The organism is Natronorubrum halophilum (genome assembly GCF_003670115.1).
Taxonomy (GTDB): domain Archaea; phylum Halobacteriota; class Halobacteria; order Halobacteriales; family Natrialbaceae; genus Natronorubrum; species Natronorubrum halophilum.
In genome coordinates, this window is record NZ_QQTY01000005.1 from 55318 (window position 1) to 72708 (window position 17391).

19 protein-coding genes and 2 tRNA genes are annotated in these 17391 nt (G+C 63.6%); 10 read left to right on the top strand and 11 right to left on the bottom strand.

Annotation, left to right across the window (positions count from 1 at the left end):
• Positions 1-813: 813 nt before the first annotated feature.
• A complete protein-coding gene (msrA, locus tag DWB23_RS19050; RefSeq protein ID WP_121744386.1) occupies positions 814-1485 on the top strand; it encodes a peptide-methionine (S)-S-oxide reductase MsrA in 672 nt (223 codons plus the stop codon).
• A gap of 76 nt (positions 1486-1561) precedes the next feature.
• Positions 1562-1969, top strand: coding sequence for a hypothetical protein (locus DWB23_RS19055; protein ID WP_121744387.1), 408 nt, complete (start codon positions 1562-1564; stop codon positions 1967-1969).
• A 64-nt stretch (positions 1970-2033) separates the two neighbouring features.
• Here DWB23_RS19055 and DWB23_RS19060 read toward each other — a convergent pair whose 3' ends face one another.
• The 5 genes from DWB23_RS19060 to DWB23_RS19075 form a co-directional block, all read right to left on the bottom strand.
• Positions 2034-2483, bottom strand: coding sequence for a MaoC family dehydratase (locus DWB23_RS19060; RefSeq protein ID WP_121744388.1), 450 nt, complete (start codon positions 2481-2483; stop codon positions 2034-2036).
• 81 nt (positions 2484-2564) lie between these two features.
• Positions 2565-2705 (bottom strand): hypothetical protein, encoded by a 141-nt coding sequence (locus DWB23_RS23170; protein ID WP_162989872.1) that lies wholly within the window; start codon positions 2703-2705, stop codon positions 2565-2567.
• A gap of 70 nt (positions 2706-2775) precedes the next feature.
• Complete coding sequence (locus DWB23_RS19065) at positions 2776-3741, bottom strand: transcription initiation factor IIB (protein ID WP_121744389.1); 966 nt, start codon at positions 3739-3741, stop codon at positions 2776-2778.
• A 360-nt stretch (positions 3742-4101) separates the two neighbouring features.
• Positions 4102-4176: transfer RNA gene (locus tag DWB23_RS19070), tRNA-Val, on the bottom strand.
• 40 nt (positions 4177-4216) lie between these two features.
• A complete protein-coding gene (locus DWB23_RS19075; RefSeq protein ID WP_121744390.1) occupies positions 4217-4495 on the bottom strand; it encodes a DUF7553 family protein in 279 nt (92 codons plus the stop codon).
• A gap of 546 nt (positions 4496-5041) precedes the next feature.
• Between DWB23_RS19075 and DWB23_RS19080 the strand changes: the two genes are divergently transcribed.
• Positions 5042-5656 carry a helix-turn-helix domain-containing protein gene (locus DWB23_RS19080; protein ID WP_238717533.1) on the top strand — a complete coding sequence of 205 codons (615 nt, stop codon included), beginning with the start codon at positions 5042-5044 and terminating at the stop codon, positions 5654-5656.
• A gap of 91 nt (positions 5657-5747) precedes the next feature.
• Positions 5748-6044, top strand: coding sequence for a DUF7344 domain-containing protein (locus DWB23_RS24150; RefSeq protein WP_455429444.1), 297 nt, complete (start codon positions 5748-5750; stop codon positions 6042-6044).
• A 40-nt stretch (positions 6045-6084) separates the two neighbouring features.
• Here DWB23_RS24150 and DWB23_RS19085 read toward each other — a convergent pair whose 3' ends face one another.
• The gene (locus DWB23_RS19085; RefSeq protein WP_121744392.1) at positions 6085-6618 is read right to left on the bottom strand and encodes a cob(I)yrinic acid a,c-diamide adenosyltransferase; all 534 of its coding nucleotides are present in this window, start codon (positions 6616-6618) and stop codon (positions 6085-6087) included.
• Between the two features lie 153 nt (positions 6619-6771).
• Between DWB23_RS19085 and DWB23_RS19090 the strand changes: the two genes are divergently transcribed.
• A complete protein-coding gene (locus DWB23_RS19090; RefSeq protein ID WP_121744393.1) occupies positions 6772-6960 on the top strand; it encodes a DUF7838 family putative zinc beta-ribbon protein in 189 nt (62 codons plus the stop codon).
• A 155-nt stretch (positions 6961-7115) separates the two neighbouring features.
• On the opposite strand, the gene gcvPB is transcribed toward DWB23_RS19090, so the two are convergent.
• From gcvPB to DWB23_RS19105, 3 genes are all read right to left on the bottom strand, one after another.
• Entirely contained in the window at positions 7116-8636 is a 1521-nt protein-coding gene (gcvPB, locus tag DWB23_RS19095) for an aminomethyl-transferring glycine dehydrogenase subunit GcvPB (RefSeq protein WP_121744394.1), read from the bottom strand.
• Positions 8633-9970 (bottom strand): aminomethyl-transferring glycine dehydrogenase subunit GcvPA, encoded by a 1338-nt coding sequence (gcvPA, locus tag DWB23_RS19100; protein ID WP_121744395.1) that lies wholly within the window; start codon positions 9968-9970, stop codon positions 8633-8635. Before gcvPA ends, gcvPB begins: the two co-directional genes overlap by 4 nt.
• Before the next feature lie 146 nt (positions 9971-10116).
• Entirely contained in the window at positions 10117-11481 is a 1365-nt protein-coding gene (locus tag DWB23_RS19105) for an AI-2E family transporter (RefSeq protein WP_121744396.1), read from the bottom strand.
• 211 nt (positions 11482-11692) lie between these two features.
• Here DWB23_RS19105 and DWB23_RS19110 point away from each other — a divergent pair, with 211 nt between their 5' ends.
• From DWB23_RS19110 to DWB23_RS19120, 3 genes are all read left to right on the top strand, one after another.
• Positions 11693-12475, top strand: a complete 783-nt coding sequence (locus DWB23_RS19110; protein ID WP_121744397.1) for a CAP domain-containing protein — start codon at positions 11693-11695, stop codon at positions 12473-12475.
• Between the two features lie 126 nt (positions 12476-12601).
• Positions 12602-13381, top strand: a complete 780-nt coding sequence (locus tag DWB23_RS19115; RefSeq protein WP_121744398.1) for a YihY/virulence factor BrkB family protein — start codon at positions 12602-12604, stop codon at positions 13379-13381.
• 94 nt (positions 13382-13475) lie between these two features.
• Positions 13476-14168, top strand: coding sequence for a hypothetical protein (locus DWB23_RS19120; protein ID WP_121744399.1), 693 nt, complete (start codon positions 13476-13478; stop codon positions 14166-14168).
• 108 nt (positions 14169-14276) lie between these two features.
• On the opposite strand, the gene DWB23_RS19125 is transcribed toward DWB23_RS19120, so the two are convergent.
• Both DWB23_RS19125 and DWB23_RS19130 read right to left on the bottom strand, forming a co-directional pair.
• Positions 14277-15185, bottom strand: a complete 909-nt coding sequence (locus tag DWB23_RS19125) for an AEC family transporter (protein WP_121744400.1) — start codon at positions 15183-15185, stop codon at positions 14277-14279.
• 278 nt (positions 15186-15463) lie between these two features.
• Positions 15464-15538 (bottom strand) — tRNA-Val (locus DWB23_RS19130).
• A 179-nt stretch (positions 15539-15717) separates the two neighbouring features.
• On the opposite strand from DWB23_RS19130, the gene trpD reads away from it, so the two are divergent.
• The gene (gene trpD / locus DWB23_RS19135) at positions 15718-16731 is read left to right on the top strand and encodes an anthranilate phosphoribosyltransferase (protein WP_121744401.1); all 1014 of its coding nucleotides are present in this window, start codon (positions 15718-15720) and stop codon (positions 16729-16731) included.
• Entirely contained in the window at positions 16728-17378 is a 651-nt protein-coding gene (locus tag DWB23_RS19140) for a phosphoribosylanthranilate isomerase (protein WP_121744402.1), read from the top strand. The genes trpD and DWB23_RS19140 overlap by 4 nt, the downstream gene beginning before the upstream one ends.
• Positions 17379-17391: the final 13 nt, after the last annotated feature.

Below are 17391 nucleotides of genomic sequence, written 5' to 3' on the forward strand. Positions count from 1 at the left end.
ATACTATCCTTCGGAATAATACTCGACTATATTGGTCGGACCGCTATTTGAGCGATTGATCTTTGAGGAGCTTTCTGTGTTCGTACACGGGCGATTTGATACAGATCGATTCTGGATTCAGGTAGTGGCGAACGGCATCGTGGGGACGAATACGGCATCTCGAAATCACTCTCGAAACCCGCTTATAAACGCTGATATCGTCGCTTTGTGGGAGATAAAACTGAGTTTATAGTAGCTGCCCACCTACCACTCGAATTTTCGAACATACCAGTATTGAATATTGCATTCAAAACAGAGATATATTGGTTGGAAGTGTACAATGAGCATCGTCGAGCCGACAGCGTGGATAGTACTCGACTGAAAGATATCGGCGCCGCGATCAGCATCAAGAACCCGTCCCGACCCATACTATCGCGGCGGACGAAGCGGTCGATTCAGTTCGAACGACGACCCGAATCGTGAGATTTCCGTCTCTCGCACGGACGAGTTTGTGGCCGCGATTGTCTCCAGCCCCGTTAATTCGCGCACAATGCTGGCAATTCGATTAATGTCCGTCTGTCCCTAACGAATCGATCGATGGGGGTAGTTACTCGGCTCCGACTGCTCGTGGGTGACGACGGGGAGCTCTACGAGTGTCGAAACTGCGGCGGTAAATTCGACCATGACTGCGAGGCGTGTCCGACCTGTGGCTCGAGTGAAATCGCACACTACGAATTCTGAACCGGGCTCTCCCCGCGAACGACTCGCTGCGTTCGCGCGTCTCTCGAGCGGTCGGAGCGAAGCACGCATCCCTCGGCGGACCGTCGTTCGGGTATGGGACACTCGGATCGAGACGTCGCGGAGCCATCGGTGCTCGAACGCAGTGCGAACGGCGTCCCGCCGAGCGAAACGGAGACGGCGACGTTCGGCATGGGCTGTTTCTGGGGTCCCGACGCGCGCTTCGGCGCGATGGAGGGGGTGGTTCGAACCCGCGTCGGCTACGCCGGCGGGACGGCGTCGGATCCGAGTTACTACTCGCTCGGGGACCACACCGAGGTCGTACAGGTCGAGTACGATCCGAGCGAACTGAGCTACGACGATCTGCTCGAGGTCTGCTGGGCGAACCACGACTGGGCGTCCGCGGCACCGAAGCGGCAGTATCGCAGCGTCGTCCTCGCGCACGACGAGCACCAGCGCGTGGCTGCCGAGCGCCATCGAACGGCACTCGAGGAACGGACTGGCCGGTCGGCCGCGACCGATATCGAACCGCTCGACCGATTTTTCCTCGCCGAAGACTTCCACCAGAAGTACGAGCTCCGCTCGACGCCGGTCGTCGGCGACGAACTCGAGGACCGGTACGGGAACGACTTCGTGGACTCGACCGTCGTCGCACGGCTCAACGGCTTCGCGGCCGGCCACGGGGAGCCGACCCAGCGAAACGAGGTGCTGGCAGCGCTGGAACTCCCACCGATGGTGCTCTCGGAACTTCAACGGCGCTTCTGTTGACGGTGGTGTCTGCCGAGAGACGGTCGGCGACTCGCCACCGATTGCCCTTATTGTCCTTCGCCCTCGAAGGTCGGGTATGGCTGACGATAGTCGATACAAGCTATTCGGCGTGTACGTTTCGGAGCCAGTTACCGACGCGCTCGAGGAGTACCTGTACGATACGGCCGGCGTCGTCGATCTGGAGGGCTACTTCGACACGACGTCGGATCTAGTGCCCGTCGGTGATCCGGGTGCCGACGCGACCGACGAACTCGTTGCGGACGTACTCGAGGAGTTCGCGGCTCTGTACGATCGGGCCGACTTCGATGCCGCCGAGCGAGTCGCCCCCGACGCGTTCGATCTCGTTCACCTCGCCGCGAGACCACAGCAGGTGAGCGACATCCGCGAACGCTTCCGAGCCGCCAGCACGATTCAGGAGACGGACTCGCGAACGGTTCAGACCGCGATTCTGGCCGCGTACTTCGAGACTGACGTCGACGACTAGCGATCGCCCACTCTCGCGATAACGGGCTGCGCCACGCTCGAGCCGGTCGACTATCGCACGCCCGCTACGTCTCGGCGGTTCGCCGTTCGATCATCCCGAGTCCGATCCACGAAATGACGACGTCTCCGTGCTGGTTGACTCCCTCGAGGAGACTGTCGACGTAGCCTCTCCTCGAGTCGCTCTTGGAGACGCGCTTGTTCACGACTTCGGTTCGAATAGAGAGCGTATCGCCGGGTTTGACGGGTTGTTTCCAGCGGAGTTCGTCCACACCGCGGGCACCCATGCTGGCCCGGTCCTGAATCGGACCGTCGGTGAGCAGCCGCATACAGATCGACGCGGTGTGCCAGCCGGATGCGACGAGTTCGCCGAACGCGGAGTCCTCGGCCGCGTCCGCATCGACGTGGAACGGCTGTGGATCGTACCGCTCGGCGAACTCGATGATCTCCGCTTTCGTGACGTGGTACTCGCCGAACTCCTGGCTGTCGCCGACCTCGATGTCCTCGTAGTATTGCATAGTTCGGTACAGCGAGGTACGCGGTCAAGAGGTTACTGGAGACGGTACTGAAGAGTCGTTGTGGTGTCCCGAAGACGATACTCAGGCTTCCTGCAAGTCGCGAATGCTCACCCAGTGATCCGGATACGCTGCCTCGTGGTCGCTGGCCTCGCTGTTCGCCGTGGGCCAATCAGCACACGCGCGCTCGAGGTCACAGCTGTCACAGTGCAGTTGGTATGACATACTCCACGTCCCACGGACGTCATCTTAAGCGTTCGTCACGGTCGTGCAAGCGCCACTGTACACGCCTGCGTCAGTTGTGAATGCCCATCGCGTCGATCTGCTCCTGGTATCGGTTTCGAATGGTGACCTCGGTCACTTGCGCGACGTCAGCGACTTCGTTCTGGGTCTTCTTTTCGTTGCAGAGGAGCGCACTCGCGTAGATCGCAGCCGCGGCGTATCCGGTCGGCGACTTCCCCGACAACATCCCCTGTTCGGCCGTCGTGTCGATGATTTCGTTGGCCTTCGCCTGGACCTCCTCGGAGAGTTCGAGTTCGGAACAGAAGCGGGGGACGTACTTCTTCGGATCGACGGGCTCCATCTCGAGGCTGAGTTCCTGCGCGATGTATCGATACGTGCGGCCGATCTCCATCCGTTCGACGCGCGAGACCGCCGCGACTTCGTCCAGCGATCGCGGGATCCCCTCCATGCGGCAGGCCGCGTACAGCGTACTCGTGGCAACGCCCTCGATCGAACGGCCGCGAATGAGGTCCTCGTCGAGCGCGCGTCGGTAGAGGACGCTCGCGACCTCGCGAACGGACCGCGGAACGCCCAGCGCGGACGCCATCCGGTCGGTTTCGGAGAGTGCAAACTGGAGGTTTCGTTCCCCGGCGTCTTTCGTCCGGATTCGCTCTTGCCACTTCCGCAGTCGGTTCATCTGGCTTCGCTTGTCCGAGGAGAGCGACCGGCCGTAGGCGTCCTTGTTCTTCCAGTCGATCGTGGTGGTCAACCCCTTATCGTGCATCGTCTGGGTTGTCGGGGCTCCGACGCGGGATTTGCTGTCCCGCTCCGATTGGTTGAACGCCCGCCACTCCGGTCCGTGATCGATGGTTTCTTCCTCGAGAATCAACCCACAGTCCTCACAACTAATTTCGCTCTCATCCGAACTTCTGATGAGCGTACTCGAGTCGCATTCAGGACAGGTCCGAACGCCCTCGTTCTCGGTCGTTTCGGTCTCTGTCTGGTCATTACGCTCTTTCTGACGAGTGGGGCGTTTCATCGGTCGATTGTAAAGAATCGCCCGAGCGAGTTAAACGCTGGGAGCCATCCTCGCGAATACCGGTGAAATCAATCCCCGAAACGACGCGATCGAAGCGACCGCTCTTTGCAGGTCAGTTTGGCCAACAAGATCTCGCGCGATGAACTCTTGAAATCGCTGCTTCGTGACTCAAGATCATCCCGCGAATGGGTGAATTGCTCCGTATTATCCAATTAATTCGTTCCTCGAATCAAACGTAATGGGTTGGAACGGATTCGAACTCCGCCGAGACGGGCTCGCTCCGCTGCGCGCGACTCGTCTAGTTCAAACCTACCCAACATAACGAATTTGCTGCTCGCGGATTGCTCGCAGCAGAATCAGTGGGTTGGGACAGATTTGAACTGTCGACTTCCTCCGTGTGAAGGAGGTATCATAACCGGACTAGATCACCAACCCGCACGGAGTGATATCCGTGCGTTCAACTTAAGACTTCCTTTCACTGGTCGCTGGCGGGTTCGTGCGAACGACGCGCAGAAAGCGTCTCTCGAGCGCTCCCAGTCACCCCGTGAACCCGATCCGTAGCCTTCTGCTCGAGGGTCGTCAGGTCCTCGCGAACCGTGTGAAGACGACCCGATTCGGACTCCGATTCGGGTTCCCGGACGACCAGCGTTCGAAGCCGCGTCGCGTAGGGCTCGAGCGTCTCGGTAACGCCGAGTTTCGCGTGTTCGCCGGCGCGCTTCAGGTAGTACCGGCTGTCGTGGAAGTGTTTGTTCATGTGGTCCTCTCACATGGAGAGGGCGGCAGCGAATATAGACCTTTCGCAGGCAACAGGAACGGAATCGCGTCCGATCACGTCGTCTTGACGGAATCGATCAACGTCCGTGAGCACGCGAACATTCCCGAACGCAGCTCAGCAGCGATGCTTGCGGGCAACGCTACGTCGGTCGTCAGCGAAGTTTCCAGTCTCGAGGTCCCTTAGCCACGGCGTCGAAACCGCGCTCGAGCGAACTGTTATCGGGTACGACCGATCTCGCGCTCTCACCCGAGTGGTTCGTCGACACCTTCGAACCGGCGCGCGGAGACCGGAAACTCTCGAACCCGTGCCGGGACAGCGGGGTGGACATTCTTCCACGTCAGCCCTGACGAGTAAGGGCGGAGAGTTTCCATCGCAGTTGCTGCGTAGCAGCCAGCGATAGATATAACATTCTAGTCATATTTTGTGTTTAAAATGGAACATATACTGGCCGTCCGTTAAGAAGTTTTTATAAATATTCTCCCTAACTGATTAGATGTGCTGATTGCTGAGTTTACGGTAAGCGAAATGATTCTTCACAGCACACTTAGCGCGTTTACTGACGTTCATCTTTCGTACGAGGAGCTGTACCGAACTAAAAGCAGTGATATTCGCCTATTCTTTTGGATGGCTGGCGTCGATAGCGCCGCCTTTGAAACGGCCGTCGAGGACGACCCGACGGTTACCGGCCTCCGTCGGCTGACCGCGAGCGATTCGATGTCGCTCTATCGAGTCGATTTTACGCCATACGGTCGCGACAGATCCACGTTTTCGAGGTGGAGCGAGGACGACGTCGTGTTGCTCGAGGCGGACGGAACCCACGACGGGTGGCAACTCCGCATGCGATTCCCCGATCGAGCGACGCTCATCGAGTATCGCGAGGCGTACACCGCCATGGACTGCCCGTTTTTCCTGCTGTCGCTCTACCGGGAAACGGATCCCGAACGAACGGGAGAGACGGCACTTACCTCGAGACAACGCGACGCGTTACTGACGGCGTACGAATCGGGCTATTTCGAAATCCCGCGGCGTCTCTCGCAGAAGAAACTCGGAGCGCAACTCGACGTTTCGTCTCAATCGATCTCCGAACGGCTACGTCGGGCGATTTCTGCGTTGATTGAATCGACGATACGACGAAACTAGCACTTAAAACCCGGGCGGATCAGGTCGAACGCTCACCGGTTCATTCAGTAGATAACGAGGTGGTATGAGAAAAACCAGCAGTCTCGATCTGATGTTCAAAGCACTCGCTGATCGCCGGCGTCGACGAGTCTGTCGTTACCTCGAGTCCCGGCAGTCTCCAGTCTCATCCGGCGACGTGGTGTCACATCTGTTTGCGGAATCACAGCACGCGGGTCCGTCACGCCAAAATCTCGAAATTACCCTGCGGCACACGCACCTCCCGCTGTTGCACGACGCGAATATTATCGAGTACACTCGCTCGGCCGATCGCATCGAACCGGGGGAAAGCCTTCACACGACCGAACTAATCATCGAGATGATTTCCCAGGAGAGCGCCACCGTCGCCTGACCTGAGTGGCGTTTCGCCTCGAGCCGCCTGGCGCGAACGGTTAGTACTGCGGTGACTCTTCCGGCTCGCCGTCGCGTTTGTTGACGACGCGACCGAACGTGAACAGTCCGTCCGAAAGTCGGTTGAGGTACTGAACCGTTTGTTCGTTGATCCGTTCCTCGGCGGCGAGTCCGACGGCTCGCCGCTCGGCGCGTCGACAGACCGTTCTGGCGTGGTGGAGTTGCGCGCCGTGTTCGCTCCCCGTCGGCAGGATAAAGGCGGTCAGGGGTTCGAGTTCGTCGTCGTAGTCGTCAATCCACGCTTCGACGGTTTCGACGTGTTCGGCGCGGATCGCCGGGTCGTCCTCGTCGGGGTCGGGATTAGCGAGGTCGGCCTGGACGACGTGGAGGTGGTTCTGAACCGAGCGCAACTGGTCGTCGATATCCTCGTGGCCGGTCGGTCGAATCGTCCCGATCAGCGCGTTGAGTTCGTCGACCGTCCCGTAGGCCTCGATGCGCGGACTGGTCTTCGAAACGCGGGTCATATCTCGGAGGTCCGTCCGTCCGTCGTCGCCGCGACCGGTGTAGATCGACATACCCGAATCGTCGGCCGGTGTGCACTTAACTGCTGTCGGGTCGGCTGCGGACGGTTTCCGCCAGTACGAGCCCCCGAGTCGCTGCCTCGTCCCCATCTCGACCCGCGTACCGGAATCAGTATCTTCAACACGCGCCGCATCCAACGCCCGCGTATGGCTATGGAACTCGAACACGAGTGCCCCGACTGTGGAACGGAACGGACGTTCTACCGCGCCGCGAGCACGACGCTTCACCTCGGTACGAAAGTCAAGTGGCACTGTCCGGACTGTGACTACGGCTTCGTTCGAATCAGCGACAACGGGACGGCCGTGGACTCGAGCCTCGAGACGGCATCCCAGTAACGTCGGACGAGGAGTCTTTCTACGCCAACTCGAACGCCCAGCGGTCACTATCGCTGGTGGACCGTGAGAGGGAGTGGAACGAATTCTCTCGAGACGTTCACTGACCGTGTTTGGCTCGCCGACCGATAGTACTGGTTCTCAGACCGTCTGCGCGCTCAGTTGTCCTCAAGCGCCTGCCACGACAGGCGGGGATTCCGGGCCGCGCTGGTTTGATCGATCCGTCGCGCCGTCGTTCGATCGGGGGCGGCCTCGAGCGTCTCGGTATCCTCCGATGCGACGGCGTTGAACGCGGCGGCGAGTCGATCGAGCGTGTCCTTGCTCTCGACCTCCGTCGGCTCGGTCATCAGCGCTTCGGGGACGATCTCGGGCCACTTGGTCGTCGGCGGGTGGACCCCGTAGTCGAGCATGCGCTTTGCGACGTCGGCCGCGTCCTGTTCGCCCGCGCTGGCGACGAACTCGTGGTGGAACGGTTCGTAGGGAACGTCGTAGCCGACCCGGCTCGCGAGGTAGTTCGCGTTGAGCACCGCTTTCGCGCTGGCGTCGGTCAGCCCCGAATCGCCCAGCCGTGCGATGTAGGCGAAGGTCTTGACGAGGACGAGCCAGTTGCCCTGGAAGCCGTGGACCTTGCCGATGGTGTGTTCGGGGTCGAAGCGTTCGTAGGTCGCTTCGCCGCTCTTGCTCGCGCCCCCTTCGCGCACTCGAGGTGCCGGCAGGAAGGGCGCAAGGTCTTCGACGACGCCGACCGGACCGGCACCGGGCCCGCCGCCGCCGTGGGGCGTCGCGAACGTCTTGTGGACGTTGTAGTGCATCACGTCGAAGCCCATGTCGCCCGGCCGAGCGCGGCCGAGCAGGGCGTTCAAGTTCGCCCCGTCGTAGTAGAGCAGTCCGCCCACGTCGTGGACCATCTCGGCGATTTCCGTGATGTCGCGCTCGAACAGGCCGAGCGTGTTCGGGTTCGTCAACATCAGCGCTGCCGTCCGCTCGGAGAGCGCAGCCTCGAGCGCCTCGAGATCGACTCGCCCGCTGTCGTCGCTGGGTAGCGAAACGACGTCGTAGCCGCCCAGCGCCGCGGTCGCGAAGTTCGTCCCGTGGGCGCTCTCGGGGATGATGACTTCGTCGCGGTGGTCCTCGCCGTTGTGCTCGTGGTAGGCCGCGGCGACGCGGATCCCGACGAACTCGCCGGCCGCGCCCGCGGGCGGCTGGAGCGTCACGGCGTCCATCCCGCCGATTCGGCCGAGGTAGTCCTGAAGCCGATACAGCAACTCGAGGGTGCCCTGGACCGACCGCTCCGAGCGGTCGGGGTGGACGGCCGCCGACGGGAGCGCCGCCACGTCCTCGGTGAACTTGGGGTTGTACTTCATCGTACAGGAGCCGAGCGGGTAGGGACCGCTGTCGATCCCGTAGATCATCTGAGAGAGGCGCGTGTAGTGGCGGGCCAGTTCGGGTTCGGACAGTTCGGGTAACTCGAGGGTGTCGCGAGTGAGGTCGTCGGGAAGCGGCGAATCGCCGTCGCCGGCACCGCCCGCGTCGCGACCGTCGCTCTCGCCGCCGATCTCGACTCGAGTCAGGTCCTTCTCGGAGAGCAGCGGCTCGTACTGGCCGTCCTCGACGTATCGGGCCTGATCGTACCGGACTCGGTCGTCCGCAGACGGTTCGCCGGTCGGCTCTTCGGTCATCGTGCCACCTCCGTAAACGCCGCGACGAACGGATCGAGTTTCTCGTCGGGGACGCCGGCGACGCAGACCTGAACCTCGTGTTCGCCGACGACGTGGACCGCAAAGCCGCGCTTCTCGAGATCGTTCGCGATCGGAGCCGCGGGTTGATCGACGTGAGCGACGAATTCGCGGAAGTGTCGCCGATCGTGGACCGGCGCTTTGACGCCGTCGAGCGCGTCGAGTCGGGCCGCGAGACCCTCGGCGCGGGTGACGCCGCGTTTCGCAAGGTCGACCATCCCGCTCGGCCCGAGCGACGCCGCGTGCATCGCGGTTCGCAGCGCAACCCACGCCTGATTCGTACAGATGTTACTCGTCGCTCGCTCCCGACGGATGTGCTGTTCGCGGGTCTGTAAGGTGAGCGTGAACGCCCGCCGGTCGGTCGCGTCCTCGCTCGCACCGACCAGTCGGCCGGGTACCTGCCGGAGGTAGTCCGCGCGACATGCGAACAGCCCGAGACCCATGCCGTAGCTCGTCGGAAGGCCGAGCACGCTCGCGTCACCGATCACGACGTCGGCACCGACGTCCGCCGGTCGCTGGAGCAAGGAGAGCGCGATCGGATCCGAGCCGAGCACGAACAGCGCCTCGTTGGCAGTGGCGATCTCGCCGATCGACTCGAGTCCTTCTTCGATCGTTCCGCGAACGGTCGGATTCTCCGCGTAAACCATGACGGCGTCGTCGCCGGCCGTCTTCTCGAGCGCCTCGAGATCGACGTTGCCGTCGTCGGTGGCGTACTCCTCGAGGACGAGGTCCGTTCCGGCGACGTAGTTCTCGAGGGTGGACCGGCGACCCTCGAGCAAGCGGTCGGGGACGAGCACGCGGTGGCCGCTGGTGTCGCGAACCCGCTCGGCCAGCGTGGCGGCCTCGCCGAGCGCCGTCGCCGCGTCGTACATCGAGCAGTTGGCGATCTCGAGACCGGTCAGTTCGACCAGCAGCGACTGGTACTCGAAGAGGGCCTGCAAGAACCCCTGCGAGACCTCCGGCTGGTACTGCGTGTAGGAGGTGAGAAACTCCGAGCGGTCCGCGAGGTGGGTGACCAGCGACGGGATGTAGTAGCCGTAGTGGCCCCGCCCCAGCAGCTCCGTCAGGCCGTCGTTGCGCCCGAGAATCGAGCGAACCAGTCGTCTCGTTTCCCGTTCCGATCGCGCGTCGATCCCGAACGTCCCGTCGAACTCGACGGCCGTCGGAATGTCGAAGAGATCCTCCTCGGTCTCGGCCCCGACCGCCTCGAGCATTTGCGAGCGTTCCTCGTCCGTGTGGGGAGCGTACGGACTCCCGGTGGCGTCTGATCCGTGCATAGCTAGTACTGGTTCCGGCCGAACGAACCGCCTCGTCCCCCGTGTCGCCTGCAACGTTCGATCCGAAACATGATACGCGGTTCTAACGGTCACGGGGTAATGAACGCACCCCTTCGGGTGCGGCCGTCCACATCTGAATCCGTTGGCTAATCCATATCTTCGTCGTCTTCGTCGGTATCTGTGGTCCTCTCAGCATCCCTCTCGGTATCCGTTATCGGCGTAGTGTCTCCGCCGGCACCTGTCGAAGCATCAGCGTCCGCGTCTCCACCGTCTCCGGTATCCGCGTCCGCCCCTCGGTCGGGCGCGGTATCGGGTTCACCGCTCGCCTCGTCGTTCGCGGCGGCCGTCCCTCGAGCGGTGTCGGACGTCCCGATGTCAGCGGCAGTAGCGCGCCCTGTCCGCGTTCGAATGCCGGTTCCAGGTTCGGTGTCGACGGCGGGGTCTTCGATCGTCTCGTCGCCCTCGAGATCCGATTTTGCACCCGATCCCGTCGGCCGCTCTCGAGCGAACACGTCGAGGGTGACCTTCGCTCCGCCGAGGACGACGGGGCCGATGAACAGCCCGACCGCGCCGAAAACGACGATGCCGCCGAAGATGCCGACGACGATGATCGCGGAGTTAAACGCGCTCGTCCGTCCGATGAGTGCGGGTCGCAGGTAGGTGTCCGAGACGCTGACGAGCGAGCCGTAGCCGACCAGCACCGTCGCCCCGATCAGGTTACCGGTGGCGAACAGGTAGATCGCGACTGGAAGCCAGACGCCGAAGGCACCGACCAGCGGGAGCAACGCGAGGACGAACGTCGCGACGGTGAGGAAGATCACGGCCGGGACGCCGAGGATGGCGAGCCCGATACCGAGTGCGACCGCCTGAATCACCGCCACCGCGACGTTGCCGACGACGGAGGCCCACATGAGCTGATCCAGCTTGGCGAGGAGTTCCCGCTGAACGTCGTCCTCGACCGGAACCACCCGCCGCGTCCACGCGACGAGTCGATCGCCGTCTCGCAAGAGTGCAAAGAGCACGAACAGCGTCACGGTGAGCCCGATGAGAACCCCCGGTAGCCCGCTAACGAGTTCGATTCCGCTCGTCGCGAGGCCCTGTACCGTCGTCCCGATCGGCTCCTGGTACGTTTCGTACAACTCGGCGATGTCGATCGGATAGCCGGTGATCTCGAGTCGCTGCTCGACATCTCCCATATCGAGCGACCCCTCCTGGACGGCCGTGAGAACCTGGAGAGCCTGCCGGAGTGCAATCGCGAGGACGTACGTGATGGGGAGGAGGATCGCGAGGATCGCCACGCCGACGAGCGTGAGGGCGGCGATCATCGAGCCGGTGATCGGCTCGAGGCGTCGCTGTGCCGGCATGAGAACGTACGCGAGAACGACGCCGAGCAGAATGTACTGGAGATACGGCAGGAAAATGAGCGCCGCCAGAACGGTGCTCACGAGCGCAAGCACGGTCAATCCTGTCCGTTCGGAGAGCCATCCTGACGAATCGGGTCGGTTGGACATACTCGTCCCTACGAACGCCAGCCCAAACATCCCACGGATACTGCCAGTTCGTGCGATGAGCGGTGTCGGCGAACGCTATAACGCGCCCGATCGGACGATGGGTCTACGATCAGCGCCCTGATCGTGTCGATGGAGCGTCTCGAACGAGTCGGGTGTCACCGACTGCAATCAACCGCGGGTGTCTTATTGTGGTTTCGCAATGCTACGGACGATGGGAGACCGGCACCCGGCAAACGACCCGCCCGATGACGACGGTACCGACCGGGCCTTCATTCGAGCCCTCTTGCGGTTTTTCTTCGCCGTCGTCTTGATCTGCGCGCTCGCTCTCGGAACGACCGTGCTCGCGCCGATGGTCCTCGATGATCTCGGCGGGATCGACGGCGACGGTTTCGGGGTTCCTGATCGCATCGACCTCGAGGAGCGACCGGCGCCGAGTTCGTCCCCGCCGCCGGCCGGCGAGCGCGACCCCGACGTCACCGACCCGGACGATCCCGGCGAATCGTCGTACGAGACCGACGTCGAGACGGTCGACTCGGTGACCGTCGAGGATTTCGTCCACGCCGAGGTCAACGAGCGCCGCGCCGACCACGACCTCGAGCCCCTCGAGTGGGACGGGACGATCGCGTCCGTCTCCCGCGCGCACAGCTACGATATGGCCGACCGCGGCTACTTCGATCACGTCAACCCGTCGGGCGAGGAGCCGATGGACCGCTTTACCGACGTCGACAACTACTGTCGCGGGTACGGCGAGAACATCGCTCAGACGTGGGTCGACCAGCGCGTCGAGCGACCGGGGTCCGAGGAAAGCGTGCGCTATCAGACCGCGGAAGGCCTCGCGACCGGACTCGTCAATCAGTGGATGAACTCCACCCCGCACCGGCAGGCGATCCTCGAGGAGGGCGAGGTGCCGAGCTGGGACCGCGGTGGCGTCGGCGTCTACATCGCGGACGACGGCGTGGTCTACGCGTCGCACAACTTCTGCCTCGAGCGGTGATCGGACGACTCCGCGCTCGAGGAGCGATCACGACCGCGTCGATCCGGGCGGTTTTCCGACGGATCCGTAAGACGGAAACTGTGGTCGACTGACAGCGCCTTTGGGGCTGGGTCTCGACGCCTTCGTATGGACATCTCCCGGACGATTACGTCGGTCTATCGAACGGCAAGCGACCGCGATATCTCCTTTCTCGCGGCGGGGTTCGCCTACTACGCGTTCGTCTCGCTGATTCCGCTGGTCTTGCTCGCCCTCGTCGTGGGCTCGTTTCTCGGCGGGGAAGCGGCCGCCGAACGGCTGATTCGGGTTGCGGGCGACTTCCTCCCGGAAGCGGGCGAGGAACTCGTCACCGACGCGCTGACGACCGAATCCGGGCGTGCGGAGGCCACCGTGGTTGCCCTCGCCGTCGCGACGTGGGGTGCACTCAAGGTCTTCCGCGGGCTCAGCCTCGCCTTCGATAAGGTCTACGACGAGGTCGCCGAGGAGACGTTCGTCGATCAACTCAGAGACGGCGTGACCGTGATCGTCGCCGGTGCGGGCGCGCTCACGTTGATGATCGTGATGGGGACGGTGCTCGGGCTCGCGGCCGACGTCGTTCCCTTCGTCGACCTGTTGGGCTGGATCGTCCTGTTGGCCGGGCTGATCCTCGTGTTCCTTCCGATCTACTACGTGTTGCCGCCGATTTCGGTTGCGGTCACGGAGATTCTCCCCGGCGTCGTCTTCGCCGCCGTCGGCTGGACGGTCCTTCAGGCCGGCTTTCAGCTCTACGCCGCCAACGCCGGCAGCTACCAGGCCTACGGCGCCGTCGGTGCCGTCTTGCTCTTCGTCACGTGGCTTTACTTCGCCGGCATGCTGATTCTCCTCGGCGCGGCGCTCAACGTCGTGCTCTCGTCGCCCCCGGCCGAGTGAATCGGTCGCTCGGCGACAGCCACCGCGCTCGGCCGTTCACCGAGAGAATCCCACTGGGGAACAGTTATGGTCTCGGCACGGCCAGACGTTGACGATGAGCGACGAGCACTCACAACAGCCCTCCTCGGCCGGTTCGGCCGCCGACTCGAGCGGGTCGGCGGCAGACGCCGACGAGAACTCGAGCGACGACCTCGAGCCGGGCGGCGGTCCCCACCGCGTCGTCTCCGACCAGAGCGTCGACGATATTCTCGACTCGCTCGACGAGACGAAATCGGCGTCGACGCCGGCCGAGACGGAACCGACGGGATCGGCCGAGTCGGGCGAAGCGAACGCCGCCACCGGCGCGACAGTCACCGGCGGTTCGGAGTCCGGCGCATCGACCGAGTCGGCTGCGCCGCCGGGGAGCGACGACGCAGCTCGATCCGCCGATGCAGGTCCCGCCGCTCGATCCGACGACGGGGACGCCTCGCTCGAGGATCTCGCGGCCCGCATCGAAGACGGAACCGTTACCGGTGCGGACGTTCGGGCCGCCGAAGCGGGCGAGGGGCGCGACTCGACGCCCGACGTCGACGAGATCGACCTCTCGATGGAGGACCTCGAGACGACGCGGGAGCAAGCCGCGTCTCGGTCGCCGGCGGGCGGACCGACCGCAACGGACGACTTCGGCGACGACGCGGGGCCGCTCGCCGGGTCGATCCGGCGCGAAGAGACTGGCGACTCGAGCGATGTGGAGCCGGACGAGGAGGTCGGGTTGTTCGGGCGGATCAAGCGGTTTTTCTCGGGGTAGCGGCGACTCGGTCGGTCCGCTCCGTCGCCTTCACTATCTCGTCGTGAACGACCGTCCGCGAACGGCGATTCTCGAACCTCCGTGTTCGCTTCCGGAAGCGAGGGCGATTCACGTGACCAGCGTGATCAGGAGAAACAGCGTGACGATGGAGACGAGCGTCGTAGCGAACACGTTCAGCGACGCGAACTCCTCGTCGCCGCCGAGTTCGGCGGCGAAGACGTACGTCGAAACCGCGGTCGGCGTCCCGAACATGACGACGACGGCCGTGATCGTCGCCGTGTCGACCGATAGCGCGGCGAAGACGAGCCACGCGAGCGCCGGCATGCAGACGATCTTCAGCGCGATCACGGAGCCGGTTGCACCGAAATCGATCGCCGGCAGATCGACCTCGAGCGACGCGCCGACGCAGAGCAAGGCGAGCGGCAGCGCGAGCGAGCCGACGAGATCGAGACCGGTCGCGACGGTCCCCGGAACCGTGACGCCGATCGATCCGGTCGCCAGTCCGGCGATCAACGTCACCAGCACGGGATTTCTCGCGAGCCCCCGAAGTTCGTCGCCGAGGCTCGCGTCGGCTCCGTTGAGTGTCGAGAGCACGAGAACTGATAGCGGCAGTTGGGTCAGCGTCACGACGCCGAGTATCACGCTCGCGATCGCGGTCACCTCCGCGTCGAACGTCGCCGCGACGAGTGGCAGTCCGAGATAGCCCAGGTTCGAGTGGTACGACTGGACCACGGCGACGCTCCGGCGCCCCCTCGAGTCCCGATCTCGATGGACGAGCCAGGCGACCGCCGCCGTCGTGAACAGGACGAGCAACAGCCCCCCGACCAGCGCCGGCGACAGCACGTCACCGATCGCCCGATCGTAGGTCGAGACGAAGATGAGCGCCGGCAGCGCGACGTAGTAGGTGGCGGCGTTCAGCCGGTCCGTCCGGTCGGCGTTGAGGACGCCGGACGCACGGAGTCCGGCTCCACAGAGGAGGACGACGAGCAACGCCAGCAACCGGAGGACGACTTCCATACGGGGCTCGAATCGACTCGGACGTTTCTACCGTTCGGTTGTCGCTGACAGTGCGATTGTGTAACAGGACTCGAATCAGCGGTCGATCAGCGGTCGGTACACTGTAACGATTCCGTCGCTCACGAGTTTGCTTGCGAACGAAGTAGTGGGTTGGAGCAGATTTGAACTACGCCGAGACGTGCTCGCTCCGCTGTGCGCGACTCGTCTAGTTCAAATCTACCGAACAATTCTCCCGACGCGAACCCGTCGCTCTGCTCCTCGTTGTTGCGTCGGGAAAATGGGTTGGAGCAGATTTGAACTGCCGGCCTCCTCCATGTCAAGGAGGTGTCGTAACCAGACTAGACCACCAACCCGCTTGCGTTCTCGTGGCGTCCGTCGCCACCTTGTCTACACTCATTCGTTGCCCGCCACCGTAATTGAAGGTTTCGAATCGGTCGCCGTGCGCGACTCCACCCCACGCACCCCTCCGACACGCTTAAGTTGATGTACTGATTTGAGCATTGTAAGACAACTACGTACATTGGTGTTCACTATGCAGGAGTATGTCGAACGGGTGACTGACGGCCGGAATCTCTCACAAGCGGACGCTCGAGCGGCTTCAGCGGCCGTTTTCGAGGATGCAACGGAGGCACAGATCGGCGCGCTGCTCGCGGCGTTGCGCGCGAAAGGAGAAACCGAAGCGGAGATCGCCGGCTTCGCCCAGGGAATGCGCGAGGCGGCACGAACGATCGCGCCCGCTCGGGAACCGCTGGTCGACACCTGCGGCACGGGCGGGGACGACTACAACACGATCAACGTCTCGACGACGAGCGCGATCGTCGCCGCGGGCGCGGGCGTCCCGGTCGCAAAACACGGGAACTACTCCGTCTCGTCTTCGTCGGGCAGCGCGGACGTTCTCGAGGAAGTCGGCGTGAACGTCGAGGCAGAACCGCCGGCCGTCGAGGAGGCGATCGAACGCGACGGAATCGGATTCATGCTCGCGCCGGTGTTCCACCCCGCGATGAAGGCCGTTATCGGGCCGCGCAAGGAACTCGGGATGCGGACGGTCTTTAACGTCCTCGGGCCGCTGACGAACCCCGCGGGCGCGAACGCACAGGTCGTCGGCGTCTACGATCCCGATCTCGTTCCCGTGCTGGCGAACGCGCTCTCTCGGATGGACGTCGAGCGCGCGCTGGTCGTCCACGGCGCCGGCACCGACGAAATCGCGATCCACGGCGAGACGGTCGTCGCGGAGGTCCACGGTGATTCTGTCGACGAATACGCGCTCGAGCCGACCACACTCGGCCTCGAGGAACACGACATCGACGACATCGCCGGCGGCTCGCCCGCGGAGAACGCGGCCGACATGCGCGGCATCGTCGAAGGCGACGTCGCGGGCGCGAAACGCGACGTCATCCTCGCGAACGCGGGCGCTGCGATCTACGTCGCCGGCGAGGCCGAGTCCCTGCAAGCGGGCGTCGACGCCGCACGCGAGGCGATCGAATCCGGAGACGCGGCGACGAAACTCGAGCAACTCCGTGCGGGTGCCGCGGAGCAGGTCCAATGACGCGCGTCAAGATCTGCGGGCTCACGACCGAGAGCGACCTCGAGATGGCGATCGACGCCGGTGCCGACGCCGTCGGTATCATCTGTGACGTGTCGGTCGAGACGCCGCGAGAGGTCACGGTCGCCGAGGCTCGAGACCTCGCCGCAGCCGCACCGCCCTTCGTGGCCAGCGTGCTCGTGACGATGCCGTCCGAACCCGAACGCGCGATCGAACTGGTCGATACGATCGAGCCGGACGTAGTCCAGATCCATAGCCGGATCAGCCCGGGCGATCTCGCCTACCTGCGCGCGAAAGTCGACTCGCAGATCCTGCTCGCGGTCGACGCCGACGACGCGGCGGTCGCCGAGATGTACGACGACGTGGTCGACGGGTTCCTCGTCGACACGCCGGGCGAGGACGGCGGCGGCGGAACCGGCGAGACGCACGACTGGGATCGGACCCGAATCGCCACGGTCGACCTCGAGTCGCCGCTGATCCTCGCGGGCGGTCTCACCCCCGAGAACGTCGGCGATGCGATCCGGACGGCCGAGCCGTTCGCGGTCGACGTCGCGAGCGGGGTCGAAGCCGACGGCGGCACCAAGGATCCCGACGCCGTTCGATCGTTCGTCCACCGAGCCAAGACCGCCCACCGGACGGCGGAGCTGTAAGACGAGAACAACT